Origin of the sequence: Streptomyces seoulensis (genome assembly GCF_004328625.1) — a bacterium.
GTDB classification, from domain to species: Bacteria; Actinomycetota; Actinomycetes; order Streptomycetales; family Streptomycetaceae; genus Streptomyces; species Streptomyces seoulensis.
Genome location: NZ_CP032229.1, coordinates 4,627,604 through 4,646,229, shown reverse-complemented (window position 1 = coordinate 4,646,229; position 18,626 = coordinate 4,627,604). Strand labels below are relative to the sequence as shown.

12 protein-coding genes and 1 rRNA gene are annotated in these 18,626 nt (G+C 68.8%); 3 read left to right on the top strand and 10 right to left on the bottom strand.

From position 1 onward, the window contains the following. Positions 1-292: 292 nt before the first annotated feature. The 4 genes from D0Z67_RS21645 to thyX all read right to left on the bottom strand — a co-directional run bounded on the left by D0Z67_RS21645 (position 293) and on the right by thyX (position 6,286). Positions 293-1,818: ribosomal RNA gene (locus D0Z67_RS21645) — 16S ribosomal RNA — on the bottom strand. A 719-nt stretch (positions 1,819-2,537) separates the two neighbouring features. After that, the gene (locus D0Z67_RS21635) at positions 2,538-4,223 is read right to left on the bottom strand and encodes a ribonuclease J (RefSeq protein WP_031183467.1); all 1,686 of its coding nucleotides are present in this window, start codon (positions 4,221-4,223) and stop codon (positions 2,538-2,540) included. A 156-nt stretch (positions 4,224-4,379) separates the two neighbouring features. Further along, the gene (gene dapA, locus D0Z67_RS21630; protein WP_030816863.1) at positions 4,380-5,279 is read right to left on the bottom strand and encodes a 4-hydroxy-tetrahydrodipicolinate synthase; all 900 of its coding nucleotides are present in this window, start codon (positions 5,277-5,279) and stop codon (positions 4,380-4,382) included. A 239-nt stretch (positions 5,280-5,518) separates the two neighbouring features. Then, positions 5,519-6,286, bottom strand: a complete 768-nt coding sequence (gene thyX / locus D0Z67_RS21625) for an FAD-dependent thymidylate synthase (protein WP_051888121.1) — start codon at positions 6,284-6,286, stop codon at positions 5,519-5,521. A gap of 139 nt (positions 6,287-6,425) precedes the next feature. On the opposite strand from thyX, the gene D0Z67_RS21620 reads away from it, so the two are divergent. Further along, positions 6,426-6,662, top strand: a complete 237-nt coding sequence (locus D0Z67_RS21620) for a hypothetical protein (protein ID WP_031183469.1) — start codon at positions 6,426-6,428, stop codon at positions 6,660-6,662. 91 nt (positions 6,663-6,753) lie between these two features. Continuing rightward, positions 6,754-7,308 carry a hypothetical protein gene (locus tag D0Z67_RS21615; protein WP_031183470.1) on the top strand — a complete coding sequence of 185 codons (555 nt, stop codon included), beginning with the start codon at positions 6,754-6,756 and terminating at the stop codon, positions 7,306-7,308. Positions 7,309-7,313: 5 nt separating this feature from the next. On the opposite strand, the gene D0Z67_RS21610 is transcribed toward D0Z67_RS21615, so the two are convergent. From D0Z67_RS21610 to eccD, 6 genes are all read right to left on the bottom strand, one after another. Next, positions 7,314-7,766 carry a tetratricopeptide repeat protein gene (locus D0Z67_RS21610; protein ID WP_031183471.1) on the bottom strand — a complete coding sequence of 151 codons (453 nt, stop codon included), beginning with the start codon at positions 7,764-7,766 and terminating at the stop codon, positions 7,314-7,316. 13 nt (positions 7,767-7,779) lie between these two features. Beyond that, positions 7,780-8,532, bottom strand: coding sequence for a 4-hydroxy-tetrahydrodipicolinate reductase (gene dapB / locus D0Z67_RS21605; RefSeq protein ID WP_031183472.1), 753 nt, complete (start codon positions 8,530-8,532; stop codon positions 7,780-7,782). Positions 8,533-8,569: 37 nt separating this feature from the next. Next, positions 8,570-9,949 carry a M16 family metallopeptidase gene (locus D0Z67_RS21600; protein WP_031183473.1) on the bottom strand — a complete coding sequence of 460 codons (1,380 nt, stop codon included), beginning with the start codon at positions 9,947-9,949 and terminating at the stop codon, positions 8,570-8,572. Then, complete coding sequence (locus tag D0Z67_RS21595; protein WP_031183474.1) at positions 9,946-12,165, bottom strand: polyribonucleotide nucleotidyltransferase; 2,220 nt, start codon at positions 12,163-12,165, stop codon at positions 9,946-9,948. Before D0Z67_RS21595 ends, D0Z67_RS21600 begins: the two co-directional genes overlap by 4 nt. 332 nt (positions 12,166-12,497) lie before the next feature. Then, positions 12,498-12,785 (bottom strand): 30S ribosomal protein S15, encoded by a 288-nt coding sequence (gene rpsO / locus D0Z67_RS21590; protein ID WP_030816847.1) that lies wholly within the window; start codon positions 12,783-12,785, stop codon positions 12,498-12,500. Positions 12,786-12,985: 200 nt separating this feature from the next. Next, complete coding sequence (gene eccD / locus D0Z67_RS21585) at positions 12,986-14,455, bottom strand: type VII secretion integral membrane protein EccD (RefSeq protein WP_031183475.1); 1,470 nt, start codon at positions 14,453-14,455, stop codon at positions 12,986-12,988. Positions 14,456-14,617: 162 nt separating this feature from the next. Between eccD and D0Z67_RS21580 the strand changes: the two genes are divergently transcribed. Further along, positions 14,618-18,580, top strand: a complete 3,963-nt coding sequence (locus tag D0Z67_RS21580; RefSeq protein ID WP_031183476.1) for a type VII secretion protein EccC — start codon at positions 14,618-14,620, stop codon at positions 18,578-18,580. Positions 18,581-18,626: the final 46 nt, after the last annotated feature.

The window sequence follows — 18,626 nt, the reverse complement described above, 5'->3', positions numbered from 1 at the left end:
AGATGCTCGCGTCCACTGTGCAGTTCTCAAACAACGACCAGCCACCCATCACCCCGAACCAACCGGTTCGAGTGCACTGGGGCCGGCGAATGAGGGGATTCATTCCCTCAGACACCCAACAGCGTGCCCGACACCCCTCTCCGCTTCCATCCGTTCCACGCCGAAGCAGTACTAGGAGAAAGTCAGTGAAGTGTGCCGAATAGTCAACGTTCCACCCATGAGCAACCAGCATCGAACATTCGCCGATGTACTGGCCCCTGACCAACCGAAGTTGGTAAGAAGTGCTCCTTAGAAAGGAGGTGATCCAGCCGCACCTTCCGGTACGGCTACCTTGTTACGACTTCGTCCCAATCGCCAGTCCCACCTTCGACAGCTCCCTCCCACAAGGGGTTGGGCCACCGGCTTCGGGTGTTACCGACTTTCGTGACGTGACGGGCGGTGTGTACAAGGCCCGGGAACGTATTCACCGCAGCAATGCTGATCTGCGATTACTAGCAACTCCGACTTCATGGGGTCGAGTTGCAGACCCCAATCCGAACTGAGACAGGCTTTTTGAGATTCGCTCCACCTCACGGTTTCGCAGCTCATTGTACCTGCCATTGTAGCACGTGTGCAGCCCAAGACATAAGGGGCATGATGACTTGACGTCGTCCCCACCTTCCTCCGAGTTGACCCCGGCAGTCTCCTGTGAGTCCCCATCACCCCGAAGGGCATGCTGGCAACACAGAACAAGGGTTGCGCTCGTTGCGGGACTTAACCCAACATCTCACGACACGAGCTGACGACAGCCATGCACCACCTGTACACCGACCACAAGGGGGGCACCATCTCTGATGCTTTCCGGTGTATGTCAAGCCTTGGTAAGGTTCTTCGCGTTGCGTCGAATTAAGCCACATGCTCCGCTGCTTGTGCGGGCCCCCGTCAATTCCTTTGAGTTTTAGCCTTGCGGCCGTACTCCCCAGGCGGGGCACTTAATGCGTTAGCTGCGGCACCGACGACGTGGAATGTCGCCAACACCTAGTGCCCACCGTTTACGGCGTGGACTACCAGGGTATCTAATCCTGTTCGCTCCCCACGCTTTCGCTCCTCAGCGTCAGTAATGGCCCAGAGATCCGCCTTCGCCACCGGTGTTCCTCCTGATATCTGCGCATTTCACCGCTACACCAGGAATTCCGATCTCCCCTACCACACTCTAGCTAGCCCGTATCGACTGCAGACCCGAGGTTAAGCCTCGGGCTTTCACAATCGACGTGACAAGCCGCCTACGAGCTCTTTACGCCCAATAATTCCGGACAACGCTTGCGCCCTACGTATTACCGCGGCTGCTGGCACGTAGTTAGCCGGCGCTTCTTCTGCAGGTACCGTCACTTTCGCTTCTTCCCTGCTGAAAGAGGTTTACAACCCGAAGGCCGTCATCCCTCACGCGGCGTCGCTGCATCAGGCTTTCGCCCATTGTGCAATATTCCCCACTGCTGCCTCCCGTAGGAGTCTGGGCCGTGTCTCAGTCCCAGTGTGGCCGGTCGCCCTCTCAGGCCGGCTACCCGTCGTCGCCTTGGTGAGCCATTACCTCACCAACAAGCTGATAGGCCGCGGGCTCATCCTTCACCGCCGGAGCTTTTAACCGCAGACCATGCGATCCGCAGTGTTATCCGGTATTAGACCCCGTTTCCAGGGCTTGTCCCAGAGTGAAGGGCAGATTGCCCACGTGTTACTCACCCGTTCGCCACTAATCCCCACCGAAGTGGTTCATCGTTCGACTTGCATGTGTTAAGCACGCCGCCAGCGTTCGTCCTGAGCCAGGATCAAACTCTCCGTGAATGTTTACTCGGCCAGTAAATTAATACAGCCGGTCGACACACACGAGAGCGGAACCATCGGAGGAATAGTCCGATGGTTCACAGCGTCCTCGCTGTGTTTTTTCAAAGGAACCTCGTCCCAGTCAGTGACTGGAGACGGGGTTATCAACATATCTGGCGTTGACTTTTAGCACGCTGTTGAGTTCTCAAGGAACGGTCGCTTCCTTTGTACTTACCCTCTCGGGCTTTCCTCCGGGCTTCCCTTCGGTGTTTCCGACTCTATCAGATCTTTTTCCGATCCGATTTCCTCGGTGCTTTCCAGTTCTTCGCTTTCGCGTTTCCCTTTCCGGCGGTTCCGACTCTATCAGATCCTTTCGGTGTCTGATTCCCAGTCAGAGGGGGTTGTCTTCCTGGCCCGCTGGGCCGTTCCGACGTCTCAAACCTTAGCGGATCATCCCCGGCAGTTCCTAATCGGGCCGCCGGTTCCCATTCGAATTGAATTCGGACGCGCCGAAGCCAGTCCCAGGGGGATGGTCGTACTGGAGGTTGGAGTGCCGCTCTCGCGACGAGTGCCGCCGCCGAACCATTACGGCTCCGGGGCAGACCAAGAACTATACGGATCGGCCATGGGGGTGTCAACCCGTGCTGTCAAGATTTTTTCGAGCGCGTGTTCCCCTTGCAACGCACTGGGGCCCCTCGACCGGTGTCGAGGGGCCCCAGTGCAGGTCGGAGCGTCGTGGATCAGACCTCGACGACGACCGGGAGGATCATCGGGCGCCGGCGGTAGGTGTCCGAGACCCACTTGCCGAGGGTCCGGCGGATGAGCTGCTGGAGCTGGTGGGGCTCCACGACTCCGTCCTGGGCGGACCGCTCCAGCGACTCCGTGATCTTCGGGAGCACCTCCGCGAAGGCACCGTCGTCGATACCGGAGCCACGGGCCTGGATGTGCGGGCCACCGGTGATCTTGCCGGTGGACGCGTCCATCACCACGAAGACCGAGATGATGCCCTCGTCGCCGAGGATCTTGCGGTCCTTCAGCGCGGGCTCGCGCACATCGCCGACCGAGAGGCCGTCGACGTAGACGTAACCGGCCTGGACCTTGCCCGCGATCTTCGCCTTGCCCTCGACCAGGTCGACGACGACGCCGTCCTCGGCGATGACGATCCGGTCGTGCGGGACGCCGGTCGCGGCACCCAGTTCGGCGTTGGCACGCAGGTGGCGCCATTCGCCGTGGACCGGCATGAGGTTCTTCGGGCGGCAGATGTTGTAGAAGTACAGCAGCTCGCCCGCGGACGCATGGCCCGAGACGTGCACCTTGGCGTTGCCCTTGTGCACGACGTTGGCGCCCCAGCGGGTCAGGCCGTTGATCACGCGGTAGACCGCGTTCTCGTTGCCCGGGATGAGGGACGAGGCCAGGATGACCGTGTCGCCCTCGACGATGCGGATCTGGTGGTCCCGGTTGGCCATGCGGGACAGGGCCGCCATCGGCTCACCCTGGGAACCCGTGCAGACCAGGACGACCTTGTCGGCCGGCAGGTCGTCGAGCTGCTTGACGTCGACGACCAGGCCCGGCGGGACCTTCAGGTAGCCGAGGTCCCGCGCGATGCCCATGTTGCGGACCATGGAGCGGCCGACGAAGGCGACCTTGCGGCCGTACTTCTGGGCGGTGTCCAGGATCTGCTGGATGCGGTGCACATGGCTGGCGAAGCTCGCCACGATGATGCGGCTGTGCGCGCCCTGGAAGACGTTGTCCAGCACGTTGGAGATGTCGCGCTCGGGCGGGACGAAGCCGGGCACCTCTGCGTTCGTCGAGTCCGAGAGGAGGAGGTCGATGCCCTCTTCGCTCAGCCGCGCGAAGGCGTGCAGGTCGGTGAGCCGGCCGTCCAGCGGGAGCTGGTCCATCTTGAAGTCGCCGGTGTGCACGACCATGCCGGCCGGGGTGCGGATGGCGACCGCGAGGGCGTCCGGGATGGAGTGGTTGACCGCGACGAACTCGAGGTCGAAGGGGCCGACCCGCTCACGGTCGCCCGCCTCCACCTCCAGGGTGTACGGGCGGATGCGGTGCTCCTGGAGCTTGGCCTCGATCAGCGCGAGGGTCAGCTTGGAGCCGATCAGCGGGATGTCGGGCTTCTCGCGGAGCAGGTAGGGGACCGCGCCGATGTGGTCCTCGTGGCCGTGCGTGAGGACGATGCCCTCGATGTCGTCGAGGCGGTCCCGGATGGACGAGAAGTCCGGCAGGATCAGGTCGATTCCGGGCTGCTCCTCCTCGGGGAAGAGAACGCCGCAGTCGACGATCAGCAGACGGCCGTCGTACTCGAAGACCGTCATGTTCCGGCCGATCTCACCGAGACCGCCGAGAGGAGTGACGCGCAGGCCGCCCTTGGCGAGCGGCGGCGGCGGGGCCAGTTCAGGGTGCGGATGACTCAAAAGACTCTCCTGACCACACGCGCCACGTACCGGTGGGCACGTGGCGCGCATGACGTTCAGTGCGTGCGGTTGTCGTAAGGGGGGCGGGACGCCGGTGCGCCCGCTGTGCTGTTGTGTCCTGCGATTGTGTGGCTCGGATGGTGCTGAAGTCTGTTGTCAGAGCTGTACCCCGCCGGCAGCAAGATCGATCTTGAGCTGGGCGATCTCCTCCGGCGAGCACTCGACCATGGGGGCGCGCAGCGGACCGGCGGGCAGACCCAGCAGGGCGAGCGCGGCCTTGGTGGTCATGACGCCCTGGGTGCGGAAGACGCCGGTGTAGACCGGGAGCAGCTTCTGGTGGATCTCGGCGGCCTTGACGACGTCGCCCGAGGTGTACGCGTCCACGAGGGCGCGCAGGTCGGGGGCGACGAGGTGGCCGACCACGGAGACGAAGCCGACGGCGCCGACGGAGAGCAGGGGGAGGTTCAGCATGTCGTCGCCGGAGTACCAGGCGAGGCCGGAGCGGGCGATGGCCCAGCTCGCGCGGCCGAGGTCGCCCTTGGCGTCCTTGTTGGCGACGATCCGGGGGTGCTCCGCGAGGCGGACCAGGGTCTCGGTGCTGATCGGGACGCCGCTGCGGCCGGGGATGTCGTAGAGCATCACCGGGAGACCGGTGTTGTCGGCGACGGCCGTGAAGTGGCGGTACAAACCCTCCTGCGGGGGCTTGTTGTAGTACGGCGTGACGACCAGCAGGCCGTGTGCGCCGTCGCGTTCGGCCTGGCGGGCCAGTTCGAGGGTGTGGTGGGTGTCGTTGGTGCCGACTCCGGCCACGACGCGGGCGCGGTCGCCGACCGCTTCCACGACGGCTCGTACGAGGTCCGATTTCTCCGCGTCGCTGGTGGTGGGTGACTCGCCGGTGGTGCCGTTGACGATCAGGCCGTCGTTGCCTGCGTCCACCAGGTGGGCGGCGAGCCGCTGCGCGCCGTCGAGGTCGAGTGCGCCGTCCGCCGTGAAGGGCGTGACCATGGCGGTGAGGACCCGCCCGAAGGGGGTCTGCGGAGTCGAGGTCGGAGCCATGGGTGACACGCTACTCGGTACTCGATCCATGGTCTGCCCGTGGGGTGTCGGGAAAGTCAGGACAAACGCGGGTCAAACTCTCGGCCGGCTCTCGGTCAAGAAGGAGCCCGGCACTGCCTGCTCGGGGGTTCAAGCAGTGCCGGGTCCGTTTGATCAGGCTAGATGAACTTCGCTAAATGCCGCAATACGGACACTTCGGCTGGCTGATCCGTACATCCGTTCCGCGCGGGGGAACAGGGTTACGGGGCGACCCGGCCGTTGGCGTTGAAGGCGGCGTAGGTGAGCGGCATCAGGCGGGCCCACTCGGCCTCCATCTTCTCGCCCACCATCTCGATCTCCCGCTGCGGGAAGGACGGCACCTTGGCCAGCTCGTGCTGGGTGCGCAGGCCCAGGAAGTGCATCAGGGAGCGGGCGTTGCAGGTGGCGTACATCGAGGAGTACAGGCCCACCGGGAGGGCCGCGCGGGCGACCTCGCGGGCGACGCCCTCGGCGAGCAGCTTCTGGTAGGCGGAGTACGCCTGCTCGTAGGACTCCGTCAGGGTGTCGCGCACCGCGTCGTACTGGGCGGGGCTGCCCTCGACGAAGACGTACTTGCCCGGACGGCCCTCCTGGACGAGCTTGCGGGAGGTGTCGGGGACGTAGAAGACCGGCTGCAGCTCCCGGTAGCGGCCCGATTCCTCGTTGTAGGACCAGCCGACGCGGTGCCGCATGAACTCGCGGAAGACGAAGATCGGGGCGCTGATGAGGAAGGTCATCGAGTTGTGCTCGAACGGGCTGCCGTGCCGGTCTCGCACCAGATAGTTGATGAGGCCCTTGGAGCGCTCGGGGTCCTTCTGGAGCTCGTCCAGGGACTGCTCGCCCAGGGTGGAGACACGGGCGGCGAAGAGGACGTCGCTGTCGGAGGCGCTGGATTTCACCAGCTCGACGGTGACGTCGCTACGGAGCGTGAGCGGCTCGGGGGTGGTCACAAAGGTCCTTCCATCACTTCTGCGGTTTGCAGCCACCATACGGGGCACGCGCACCGGTCAGAGCAACACCTCACCTCAAAAATCGCATCCAGCGGTTTTCCGGACATGGGCACCTTTCGGGTCACTCCGTCGTCTGAGGGGGTGAGGTCACAGACCCCCGGAAGGAGACCCACCCAAGATGTTCCGTCGTCGTGAGCCCGTACCCTTCGCCTTCGTCGCCGAGGCCGACAGGTTCCGCGGCAATGTCACTCCCCCACCCCGTGAGCGCGCCTCGCGCGCCGAGCGGGCCGGGCGTTCGCTGCTGGCGCTGACCCTGGTCGCCGGGATAGTGGGCGCGCTGATGGTGGGCATGCCCGCGCTGTCCACTCCGTCCGCGCCGCCGGCCGGTCAGTCGCAGGCGGCGCAGGGTCACTGACCCCAGTGGCCGCCCACGGCTGGTGAGTCCCGCCACCGGCGGATAGCCTCACCGGGCACAAGCCCGTGCGAGGACCTTGCGAGGAACAGCCGTGCCCCTGCCCTTCCTGACGGCCGACCGCACTTTCGAGGCGGCCGACGAGAGCTCGCTGCCCTACGACGACCGGGACCGCTGGCGGCGCCCGTACCGTCCCGGCCCGTGGCGGGTGGGCGGGGCGGCGCTGGGGCTGCTGCTCTCCTCGTTCGTGCTGTTCGGGGCCGTGCTCACCGCCCTGACCGGCACCACGACCTCGGCCGGGATCACCTTCGTGCTCACCGCGGCGATCGTCGTCTGCGCGCTGCGGGTGCTGCGCATGGGCGTGTGGGTCAGCCCGCGCGGCCTGCGCCAGGTCTGCTTCCTGGTGACGCGCACGGTGCCCTGGGAGCGTGTGGTCTCGCTGCGGACCGCGCAGCAGCCGGTGCGCTGGCTGGGCATGCCCCGCACGGTGCAGGGGCAGGCGCTGACGCTGGTCCGGAACGACCGCGCCCCCGACGACACTCCCCCGCTGCTGACCACGCACTCGCTGGACTTCCTGAACCGCCCCGCCGGGTTCGACCGGGCCTCGGACACGATCGAGGCGTGGGCCGCGGAGTACCGGCGGGGCTGAGCCCGTCAGGCGGGGAGGTGCCGCCCGTCGTGCAGGGCGATGGCGCGCTGCATCGTCTTACGGGCGCGCGGGGTGTCGCGGGCGTCGTGATAGGCGACGGCGAGCCGGAACCAGCTCCGCCAGTCGTCCGGGGCGGCCTCGGTCTCGGCCCGGCGCCGGGCGAACACCTCGTCGGCCGAGTCGCGGTCGATCCGGCCGTCCGGGGTGCGGCGCAGTTCGTCGACGGGCAGGCCGCCCTCGGCCTCCAGTTCGGCGGCGAGCTGGTTGGCCCGGCGGACGAACTGGGTGTTCTTCCAGAGGAACCAGATGCCGATGACCGGCAGGATCAGCACGGCCACGCCGAAGGTGACGGTGAGGAGCGTGCCGGACTGGATGAGCATCACGCCCCGGCTGCCGACCAGGACGAAGTAGAAGACCAGGACGGCGGCCGTGACGAGGTAGGTGATCTTCGCGCGCATGAGGTGTGGGTACTCAGCCCAGGTCCAGGAAGTGTTCGAGGCCGAAGGTGAGGCCCGGAGCGGACCCGACCCGGCGCACACCGAGCAGGATGCCCGGCATGAAGCTGCTGTGGTGCAGCGAGTCGTGGCGGAGGGTGAGGGTCTCGCCCTCGCCGCCGAGGAGGACCTCCTGGTGGGCCAGGAGGCCGCGCAGCCGGACCGCGTGCACGGGCACCCCGTCCACGTCCGCGCCCCGGGCGCCGTCCAGCGCGGTGGCCGTGGCGTCCGGGGCCTCGGCGGTGCCGGCCTTGCGGCGGGCCTCGGCGATGAGCTGGGCGGTGCGGGTGGCGGTGCCGGAGGGGGCGTCCACCTTGTTCGGGTGGTGCAGCTCGACGACCTCGACGGACTCGAAGTACGGTGCGGCTACTTGCGCGAACTTCATGGTGAGGACGGCGCCGATGGAGAAGTTCGGGGCGATGAGCACGCCCGCCTCCGGGGACTGGCCGAGCCAGCCCTTCAGCTGCGCGAGGCGCTCGTCGGTCCAGCCGGTGGTGCCGACGACCGCGTGGATGCCGTGGCGCACGCAGAAGTCGAGGTTGCCCATGACCGAGGCCGGGGTGGTGAGGTCGACGGCGACCTGGGCGCCGGCGTCCACCAGCGTCTCCAGCTTGTCGCCCCGGCCGAGGGAGGCCACCAGCTCCATGTCCTCGGCGGCCTCGACGGCCCGTACCGCCTCGGAGCCGATACGGCCGCCTCCGCCGAGGACCGCCACGCGCAGCTTGCTCATCTCTTCGTTTCCTTACCGCAGTTGAGGGACCGGGGGGTCAGGCGACCGCGTCGTTCAGCCGGGCGGCCTGCTTGTCCTTCAGCGGGCCTATGACCGACAGCGACGGGCGCTGTCCCAGGATGTCGCGGGCGACGGAACGGACCTCGTCCGGGGTCACCGCGGTGATCCGGGCCAGCATGTCGTCCACCGACATGTGGTCGCCCCAGCACAGCTCGCTCTTGCCGATACGGTTCATCAGCGCGCCGGTGTCCTCCAGGCCGAGGACGGTGCCGCCCTTCAGCTGGCCGATGGCCCGGTTGACCTCGTCGTCGCTGAGACCGTTCGCGGCGACCTGGTCCAGCTCGTCGCGGCAGATCTTCAGCACGTCGTGCACCTGGCTCGGGCGGCAGCCCGCGTACACCCCGAAGAGGCCGCAGTCGGCGAAGCCGGAGGTGTAGGAGTACACGCTGTAGGCCAGGCCGCGCTTCTCGCGGACCTCCTGGAAGAGCCGGGAGGACATGCCGCCGCCGAGGGCGGTGTTGAGCACGCTCATGGCCCAGCGGCGGTCGTCGGTGCGGGCGAGGCCGGGCATGCCGAGGATGACGTGGGCCTGCTCGGTCTTGCGGCCGACCAGTTCGACACGGCCCGCGGTGCGGATGGTGCGGCTGCCCTCGCGCGGGGCGATGGGCTGGGCACCGTTGTCCCGCAGGGCGCCGGACTTCTCGAAGGCGGCGCGGACCTGGCGGACGACCGTGGCGTGGTCGATGTTGCCTGCGGCGGCGACGACGAGGTGCGTCGGGTCGTAGTGCTTCTTGTAGAAGCGGCGGATGCGGTCGGCGGTGAGGGCGTTGACGGTGTCGACCGTGCCGAGGACCGGGCGGCCGAGCGCGTTGTCGCCGAACATGGTGTGCGCGAACAGGTCGTGCACGCAGTCGCCGGCGTCGTCCTCGGTCATGGCGATCTCTTCGAGGATGGCGCCGCGTTCGACGTCGACGTCCTCCTCGCGGATCAGCGAGCCGGTCAGCATGTCGCACACCACGTCGATGGCGAGCGGCAGGTCGGTGTCGAGTACGCGTGCGTAGTAGCACGTGTACTCCTTGGCCGTGAACGCGTTCATCTCGCCGCCGACGGCGTCGACGGCGGCGGAGATGTCGAGGGCGGAGCGCTTGTCGGTGCCCTTGAAGAGCAGGTGCTCCAGGTAGTGCGTGGCGCCGTTCAGCGCGGGGGTCTCGTCGCGGGAGCCGACGTGCGCCCAGATGCCGAAGGTGGCCGAGCGCACGGAGGGCAGGGTCTCGGTGACGATGCGCAGGCCACCGGGGAGGGTGGTCCGGCGGACGGTGCCGATGCCGTCTTGGCCCTTGATGAGGGTTTGGGTACGGGCGACGGCCCGCGCCTCCGAGGAGGTGCGGGCCGTCGCCTTGAAGCTACGGGACGTCACTGGTCGGCGTCGTCCTTCTTGTCGTCCGAGCCGTCCTCGCCCTCGATCACGGGGATGAGGGAGAGCTTGCCGCGGGAGTCGATCTCGGCGATCTCGACCTGGACCTTCTGGCCCACACCGAGGACGTCCTCGACGTTCTCCACGCGCTTGCCGCCGGCGAGCTTGCGGATCTGCGAGATGTGCAGCAGACCGTCCTTGCCGGGGAGCAGGGAGACGAACGCGCCGAAGGTGGTGGTCTTCACGACCGTACCCAGGTAGCGCTCGCCGACCTCGGGCATCGTCGGGTTGGCGATGCCGTTGATCGTGGCGCGGGCGGCCTCGGCGGAGGGGCCGTCGGCGGCACCGATGTAGATGGTGCCGTCGTCCTCGATCGTGATCTCGGCGCCGGTGTCCTCCTGGATCTGGTTGATCATCTTGCCCTTCGGGCCGATGACCTCACCGATCTTGTCCACCGGGATCTTGACGGTGATGATCCGCGGGGCGTGCGGGGACATCTCGTCGGGCCGGTCGATGGCCTCCATCATCACGTCGAGGATGTGGAGACGGGCGTCGCGGGCCTGCTTGAGGGCCGCGGCCAGGACAGACGCCGGGATGCCGTCCAGCTTGGTGTCGAGCTGGAGGGCGGTCACGAAGTCCTTGGTGCCGGCGACCTTGAAGTCCATGTCGCCGAAGGCGTCCTCCGCACCGAGGATGTCGGTGAGGGTGACGTAGTGCGTCTCGCCGTCGGCCTGCTCGGAGATCAGGCCCATGGCGATACCGGCGACGGGGGCCTTGAGCGGCACACCGGCGTTCAGCATCGACATGGTGGAGGCGCAGACCGAGCCCATGGACGTCGAACCGTTGGAGCCGAGGGCCTCGGACACCTGGCGGATCGCGTAGGGGAACTCCTCGCGCGTCGGCAGCACCGGCACGAGGGCGCGCTCGGCGAGGGCGCCGTGGCCGATCTCGCGGCGCTTCGGGGAGCCGACGCGGCCGGTCTCGCCGACGGAGTACGGCGGGAAGTTGTAGTTGTGCATGTAGCGCTTGCGCGTCACCGGGGAGAGGGTGTCGAGCTGCTGCTCCATGCGGAGCATGTTCAGGGTGGTGATGCCCAGGATCTGGGTCTCGCCACGCTCGAACAGCGCCGAACCGTGCACGCGCGGGATGGCCTCGACCTCGGCGGCGAGCGTACGGATGTCCGTGACGCCGCGGCCGTCGATGCGCTTCTTCTCCTTGATCACACGCTCGCGGACCAGCTGCTTGGTCAGCGCGCGGTAAGCGGCGGAGATCTCCTTCTCGCGGCCCTCGAACTCCGGCAGGAGCTTCTCGGCGGCCAGACCCTTGACGCGGTCAAGCTCGGCCTCGCGCTCCTGCTTGCCGGCGATGGTGAGCGCCTGGGCCAGCTCGGGCTGCACGGCCTTCTTCAGGGCCTGGTACACGTCGTCCTGGTAGTCCAGGAAGATCGGGAACTCGCCCTCGGGCTTGGCGGCCTTGGAGGCGAGGTCGGCCTGCGCGCGGCAGAGGACCTTGATGAAGGGCTTGGCGGCCTCGAGACCGGCGGCCACGACCTCCTCGGTGGGCGCCTCGGCGCCGCCCTCGACCAGCTTGATCGTCTGGTCGGTGGCCTCGGCCTCGACCATCATGATCGCGACGTCGCCGTCCTCCAGGACGCGGCCGGCGACCACCATGTCGAAGACGGCGTCCTCGAGCTCGGTGTGCGTCGGGAACGCGACCCACTGGCCGCGGATCAGCGCGACGCGGACGCCGCCGATCGGGCCGGAGAAGGGCAGGCCGGCGAGCTGCGTCGACGCGGACGCGGCGTTGATCGCCACGACGTCGTACAGGTGGTCCGGGTTGAGGGCCATGATCGTGGCGACGACCTGGATCTCGTTGCGCAGGCCCTTCTTGAAGGACGGGCGCAGCGGGCGGTCGATCAGGCGGCAGGTGAGGATCGCGTCCTCGGAGGGGCGGCCCTCACGGCGGAAGAAGCTGCCGGGGATCTTGCCGGCCGCGTACATCCGCTCCTCGACGTCCACCGTGAGGGGGAAGAAGTCGAGCTGGTCCTTGGGGGCCTTGGAGGCGGTGGTGGCCGACATCACCATGGTGTCGTCGTCCAGGTACGCCACGGCGGAGCCGGCGGCCTGCTTGGCCAGGCGGCCCGTCTCGAAGCGGATGGTGCGGGTGCCGAAGGAACCGTTGTCGATGACGGCCTCGGCGTAGTGGGTCTCGTTCTCCACTAGCGTTCTCTCCTCGTCTTCGTCCCGCTCGCCCGTGTGGCGGAGGGACGGTGGTGGGAGAAGCGCTCCGTCTGGTGCGGGCCGGTCTTCGATCGAAGCACCCAGGGGCTCTCTTCCCCCCTGGGGGCCACTACCGAGGACCGGCGGCGGCGCGGTGCGCGTCTCCTCGTTATGTGTCGTACGTGATGCGTTGTGCCAACACCCTACAAAGGGGGAGTGACAGTCCGCACGTTTCCGTACCTGCGGCGGGGGTGGACGGTGGGTCCGTACCCGCGGAAAAGCAAAAGGGAGCGGCTCCCGAACTGGTCCGGGAACCGCTCCCTCATGGCGACTTACTTGGCGCCGGCCGCACCGCGGCGGATGCCGAGGCGGTCGACCAGGGCGCGGAAGCGCTGGATGTCCTTCTTGGCCAGGTACTGCAGCAGGCGGCGACGCTGGCCGACCAGGATCAGCAGACCACGGCGGGAGTGGTGGTCGTGCTTGTGGGCCTTGAGGTGCTCGGTCAGGTCGGAGATCCGGCGCGACAGCATGGCGACCTGGACCTCGGGGGAGCCGGTGTCGCCCTCCTTCTGGCCGAACTCGGCGATGATCTGCTTCTTCGTAGCGGCGTCGAGAGACACGCGTACTCCTCATGGTGGTTGCCGCCGAGTGCCCCCGGTCTGAATCTCGGGGGAGCTTCCGTTACTCGGGAGGCGGGGACTCGCTGAGCGCGGCCTCCGGGGCTGGTGCTCCGGGGGTGCGTACACGAACGGCCGTCACTCAGGGTACCAGGGCCGTCCGGGGCCTCTTCACTGCGCCTGTCCGGCCTTCTTCAGGGGGCCTAGCCCACCATCGAGCGTACGTCCGCGAGGACGCCGAGGGTGGCGAGGCACAGGGGGGCCAGGGCGAGCAGGACGGCACCCTCGGCGAGATCGAGGAAGCGGCCCCAGAACGGGGACAGGCCCTTGGTGGGAACGATCAGGCCGATCGCGGTGATCAGTACGGCGCCCGCGGCGACGGCCGCCGTCAGCCAGGCGGTGCGCAGGTCGAGGGCGCCTCGGTCCTGGTGCAGCACGAAGTCGGTGAGGTCCGCGTGCGGCGGGTTCAGGGCGAGGCCGAGCAGCAGCAGGGCGATGGCGGCGAGGCCGGCGACCAGCACGCAGGACACCTGGGCGGTGTAGCGGAACAGCCGCGCGCGGATCAGCATGGCGAGGCCGGTGGTGAGGGCGAGGAGCTGACCCCAGACGTTGTCGCAGAAGCCGAGGACGGCGGCGGAGGCGACGACCAGGGCCGCCGTGCCGCCGACCAGGCCGAGCAGCATCTCGTGGCCGCGCCGGGCCTGGGCGGCGACGAGGTCGGCGTCGAGCGGTTCGGCGTCGGCGCCCTGCGCGGTGTCCGGGTCGAAGGCGTCGTCGGTGGCGGAGTGCGGCGAGGCGTAGCCGATGGGCAGCCGGGCGAAGCGGGCGGAGAGGCCGGGCAGGAAGGCGACGAGGCCGACGGCGACGGGGGCGCACACGGCGGCGGTCGCGGTGGCGGAGGCGCCGGTGAGCAGGGCCACGAAGGTGGCCACGGTGCCGACGGCCGCCAGGAAGGAGGCGGCGACGAAGGGGGCGTCCCCGCCGGGGGTGAGCGCCACCAGGACGACCGAGGCGATCAGTACGGCCACGCAGCCGAGCATGAACTGGAGCTTGCCCGGCCCCTGCGCGGCCGGTGCGCCGATGACGCCGGAGCCGGCGATCATCAGCAGCGGCAGCGCGCCGAGGCCGACGGCCACGGCGGCGCCCCGGTCGCCGTAGACCCGCGCGCGGACTCCGGCGAAGGCGGTGAGGAGCACACCGAGGCCGCCGGCGATGACGCCGGGCAGGCCGTGCATGTCGTGGCGGACGGGGTCGGCGTACCAGAGGACGAAGCCGGTCAGCAGGATCAGCAGGGCGCCGCCCGCGAGTCCGGCGACGCGCAGCAGGTCCTCGCTCCACAGGTGCCGGTCGCGGACGACGGCGGAGGCGACGGCGTCGGAGACGTCGTCGTAGACGGCGGGCGGCAGGGACTCGGCGAAGGGGCGCAGGCTCAGCACCTCGCCGTCCAGGACGCCTTCGTCGGCGAGGGTGCGGGCGCTGTCGAGGACGCGGCCGTCGCGGCGGACCAGGTGGTAGCCGGCCGGGGTGCCGACCTCCTGGGTCTGGCCGGTCAGCCGCAGTATCTCCGGGTAGATGTCGGCGACGGCGATGTCCACCGGGAGCGCCACGTCGATGCGGCTGTCGGGTGCCACGACCGTGACCCTGCTGAATCCCGTCGCCGCTGTCGTAGTCACCTTCACAGACCCCCTGTTCGCGGATGCGCACGCTGCGGGCGTCACCCTACCGGGGCCCGGTGTCAGTGGTGACCAGTAGGATCGCCGGCAAGCGGAGGACGACCGTCGCCACGGGGGTGCCGGTGATCAACCGATCGTCCGCGCAGGAGGATTGACGCTCCGGTGAGCCAGCTCGTCATCAAGCGCCCGCCTCGTGCGCTGCCGCCCGAAGTCGCTTCGGAAGAGGTGCAATTGGAGGCTCCTCCCGAGCTGCCGCGCGGGCAGCAGGAGGGCATGCTGATGCAGGTCCTGCCGACCCTCGGCATGGGCTCCTCCGTGGTGTTCTACTTCGCATCCCCGAACGCCCATCCGTTCATGCGGATCATGGGTGTGGTCATGCTCGTGTCCACGGCCGCGATGGTGGTCTCGCAGATCGTCCGGCACCGTCGCGGTACGCAAGGGCAAATGGCCGACGTTCGCCGCGACTACCTCCGTTACCTGGCCCAGACGCGGCGCACGGTACGCAAGACCGCCCTGCGCCAGCGGGACGCGCAGCTCTATCTGCACCCCGCCCCCGAGCAGTTGTGGTCGCTGGTCGCCGAGGGCAGCCGGGTGTGGGAACGGCGGGTGGCGGACGAGGACTTCGGGCAGGTCCGGATCGGCCTGGGCCCGCAGCAGCTGGCCACTCCCCTGATGGCGCCGCAGACCGCCCCGGTGGACGAGCTGGAGCCGCTGTGCGCGGGCGCGATGCAGCGATTCCTTTCGGTGCACGGCCAGTTGGACGGCCTCCCGGTCGCGCTGTCGCTGCGCGCCTTCTACCACGTGACCGTCTCCGGCGACGCCGAGCGCGCGCAGTCCGCCGCGCGCGCCCTGGTCGCGCAGGCGACGACTCTGCACTCCCCCGACGACCTGATCGTGGCCGTGGTGGCCTCGCGGGGCGCGGCGGAGCGCTGGGACTGGACGAAGTGGCTGCCGCACTGCCAGTTGCCGGGCCAGTTCGACGGCGCGGGCACCCGCAGGCTGTTCAGCGACGACCTCGGTGAGCTGGAGCAGTCGCTGGCCGGCCGACTGGAGGAGCGGCCGCGGTTCAGCCGGGGCGGGCAGCCGCTGCTGGACCAGCCGCACATCCTGGTGGTCCTCGACGGCGGCATCGTGCCGCCGTCGTCGGTGTTCGCGGCCGCCGAGGGCCTCCAGGGCGTGACGATCGTGGAGGTCGTGTCCGGCGAGCTGGACATCCCGCGCGGTGACCTCTCCATCGTGGTGCGCCCGGAGCGGCTGCGGCTGGACTCCGGTGGTGACGTGGCCTTCGAGGGCACGCCGGACGGGCTGTCGCTGCCCGGCGCCGAGGCGCTGGCCCGGCAGCTCGCCCCGTTGCGGATGGGCGGCGGGGACGACGACGAACCGCTGCTGTCCAACCTGGACTTCACCGATCTGCTCGGCCTCGGGGACGCCGCCTCGGTGGACGTGCGGCGTACCTGGCGGCCGCGCTCGATGTCGGAGCGGCTGCGGGTGCCGATCGGCGTCGGCGAGGACGGCCAGCCGGTGATGCTGGACCTGAAGGAGGCCGCGCAGGACGGCATGGGCCCGCACGGCCTGTGCGTGGGCGCGACCGGTTCCGGCAAGTCGGAGCTGCTGCGCACCCTGGTGCTGGGCCTGGCGGTCACGCACTCCTCGGAGACGCTGAACTTCGTCCTCGCGGACTTCAAGGGCGGCGCCACTTTCGCGGGCATGTCCCAGATGCCGCACGTCGCGGCCGTGATCACCAACCTCTCCGACGACCTCACCCTGGTCGACCGCATGGGCGACGCGATCCGGGGCGAACTCCAGCGCCGTCAGGAGCTGCTGCGGGCGGCGGGCAACTACGCCAACATCCACGACTACGAGAAGGCGCGCGCGGCCGGTGCCCCGCTGGAGCCGCTGGCCTCGCTGGTCCTGGTGATCGACGAGTTCAGCGAACTCCTCACCGCCAAGCCCGACTTCATCGACATGTTCATCCAGATCGGCCGCATCGGCCGCTCCCTGGGCGTGCATCTGCTGCTCGCCTCGCAGCGGTTGGAGGAGGGGCGGCTGCGCGGTCTGGACACCTATCTGTCGTACCGGGTCGGTCTGCGGACGTTCTCCGCGGCCGAGTCCCGGGCGGCGCTCGGGGTGCCGGACGCGTACCACCTGCCGTCGGTGCCCGGTTCCGGGTATCTGAAGTTCGGTACGGACGAGATGACCCGCTTCAAGGCGGCGTACGTCTCGGGCACGTACCGCGCGGGCGGTGCCGAGGTCAGCCAGGGCAGCGCGCCGGTGGAGCGCCGTCCCGCGCGGTTCACGGCGCTGCCGGTGCCGATGGCGTACGCGGCGCCCGATCCGGCCGAGGAGCGGGCGCGGGCCGCGCGCGCGGAGGACGACGCGCTCGCGGACACGGTGCTGGACGTGGTCGTGCAGCGCCTCGACGGCCAGGGCGTGCCCGCGCACCAGGTGTGGCTGCCCCCGCTGGACGAGGCGCCCGCGCTGGACCACCTGCTGCCCGCGCTGTCGGTCTCGCCCGAGCGGGGTCTGCACGCGCCGGAGTACCCGCGCGCGGGCGCGCTGACCGTGCCGCTGGGCCTGATCGACAAGCCCTTCGAGCAGAAGCGCGAGGTGCTGTACCGGGACTTCTCCGGCGCGGCCGGCCACATGATGGTCGTCGGCGGCCCTCAGTCGGGCAAGTCGACGCTGCTGCGCTCACTGGTGTCGTCGTTCGCGCTGACCCACACCCCGCTGGAGACGCAGTTCTACTGCCTGGACTTCGGTGGCGGCGGTCTCTCCTCCCTGGCGGACCTCCCGCACGTGGGCGGGGTCGCGTCCCGGCTGGACCCGGAGCGGGTGCGCCGTACGGTCGCCGAGGTCGCGGGCATCCTCAACCGGCGCGAGCAGTTCTTCCGCACCGCCGGCATCGACTCCGTCGCCACCTACCGCAGGCGCCGCGCGGCGGGTGAACTGCCGGGCGAGGCATGGGGGGACGTGTTCCTGGTCATCGACGGCTGGGGCAATTTCAAGACGGAGTACGAGGGCCTGGAGGGTGTCGTCAACGACATCGCGGGCCGGGGTCTCGGCTACGGCATCCATGTCGTCGTCTCCGCGTCGCGCTACATGGAGGTCCGCGCGGCCCTCAAGGACCAGATCCTCAGCCGGCTCGAACTGCGGCTGGGTGACCCGATGGACTCCGAGTTCGACCGCAAGGTGGCGGTGAACGTCCCGGCGGGCGTGCCGGGGCGCGGCCAGGTCGCGGAGAAGCTGCACTTCATGACGGCGCTCCCCCGCGTCGACGGTTCCTCGTCGGCGGGCGACCTCTCCGAGGCGACGGCCGCGTTGGTCCAGCGGGTCAAGGCCGGCTGGGAGGGCCCCGCCGCTCCGACGGTGCGGCTGCTGCCGCGCAAGCTGCCGGCCGGCCAGCTTCCCAAGGGCTTCGAGTTCCCGCAGGCGGGCATCGCGATCGGCATCGACGAGGCCAACCTGGAGCCGGTCTTCGTCGACCTGGACACCGACCCGTTCTTCCTGGTCTTCGGGGAGAGCGAGTCCGGCAAGACCAACCTGCTGCGGCTGATCGCCAAGCAGATCGCGGAGCGATACACCCCGGCGGAGGCCCGCATCGTCGTCGGTGACTACCGGCGCACCATGCTGGAGGCGGTCGGCGAGGAGCACCTGCTGGAGTACGCGCCGATGGCCTCGGCGATGCAGGTCCACATGGACGCGATCCGGCAGTTCATGGAGATGCGCGCGCCGAAGCCGGACATCACCCCGCAGCAGTTGCGCGACCGCAGCTGGTGGAGCGGCCCGCAACTCTTCGTCATCATCGACGACTACGAGCTGGTGGCGACCAACTCCGGCAACCCGCTGAGTCAGTTGGTCGAGCATCTGCCGTTCGCGCGGGACGTCGGCGTGAAGTTCATCATCGCCCGCAGCCAGGCGGGGGCCTCGCGGGCCATGTACGAGACGTTCATGCAGCGGGTGAAGGAGCTCGGCGCACAGGGCGTCGTCCTTTCGGGCGACCCCAGCGAGGGCGACATCCTCGGCACGGTACGGGCGCGTCCCATGCCGCCGGGGCGTGGCGTGTTCGTTTCCCGCAAGCGCGGAACGTCCCTTATTCAGCTGGGGTTGCTTCCGCAACGCCATTAGAGTGATCGATGGAAACCACCCCCCGTTCCTGCGTTCGAACGAGCGA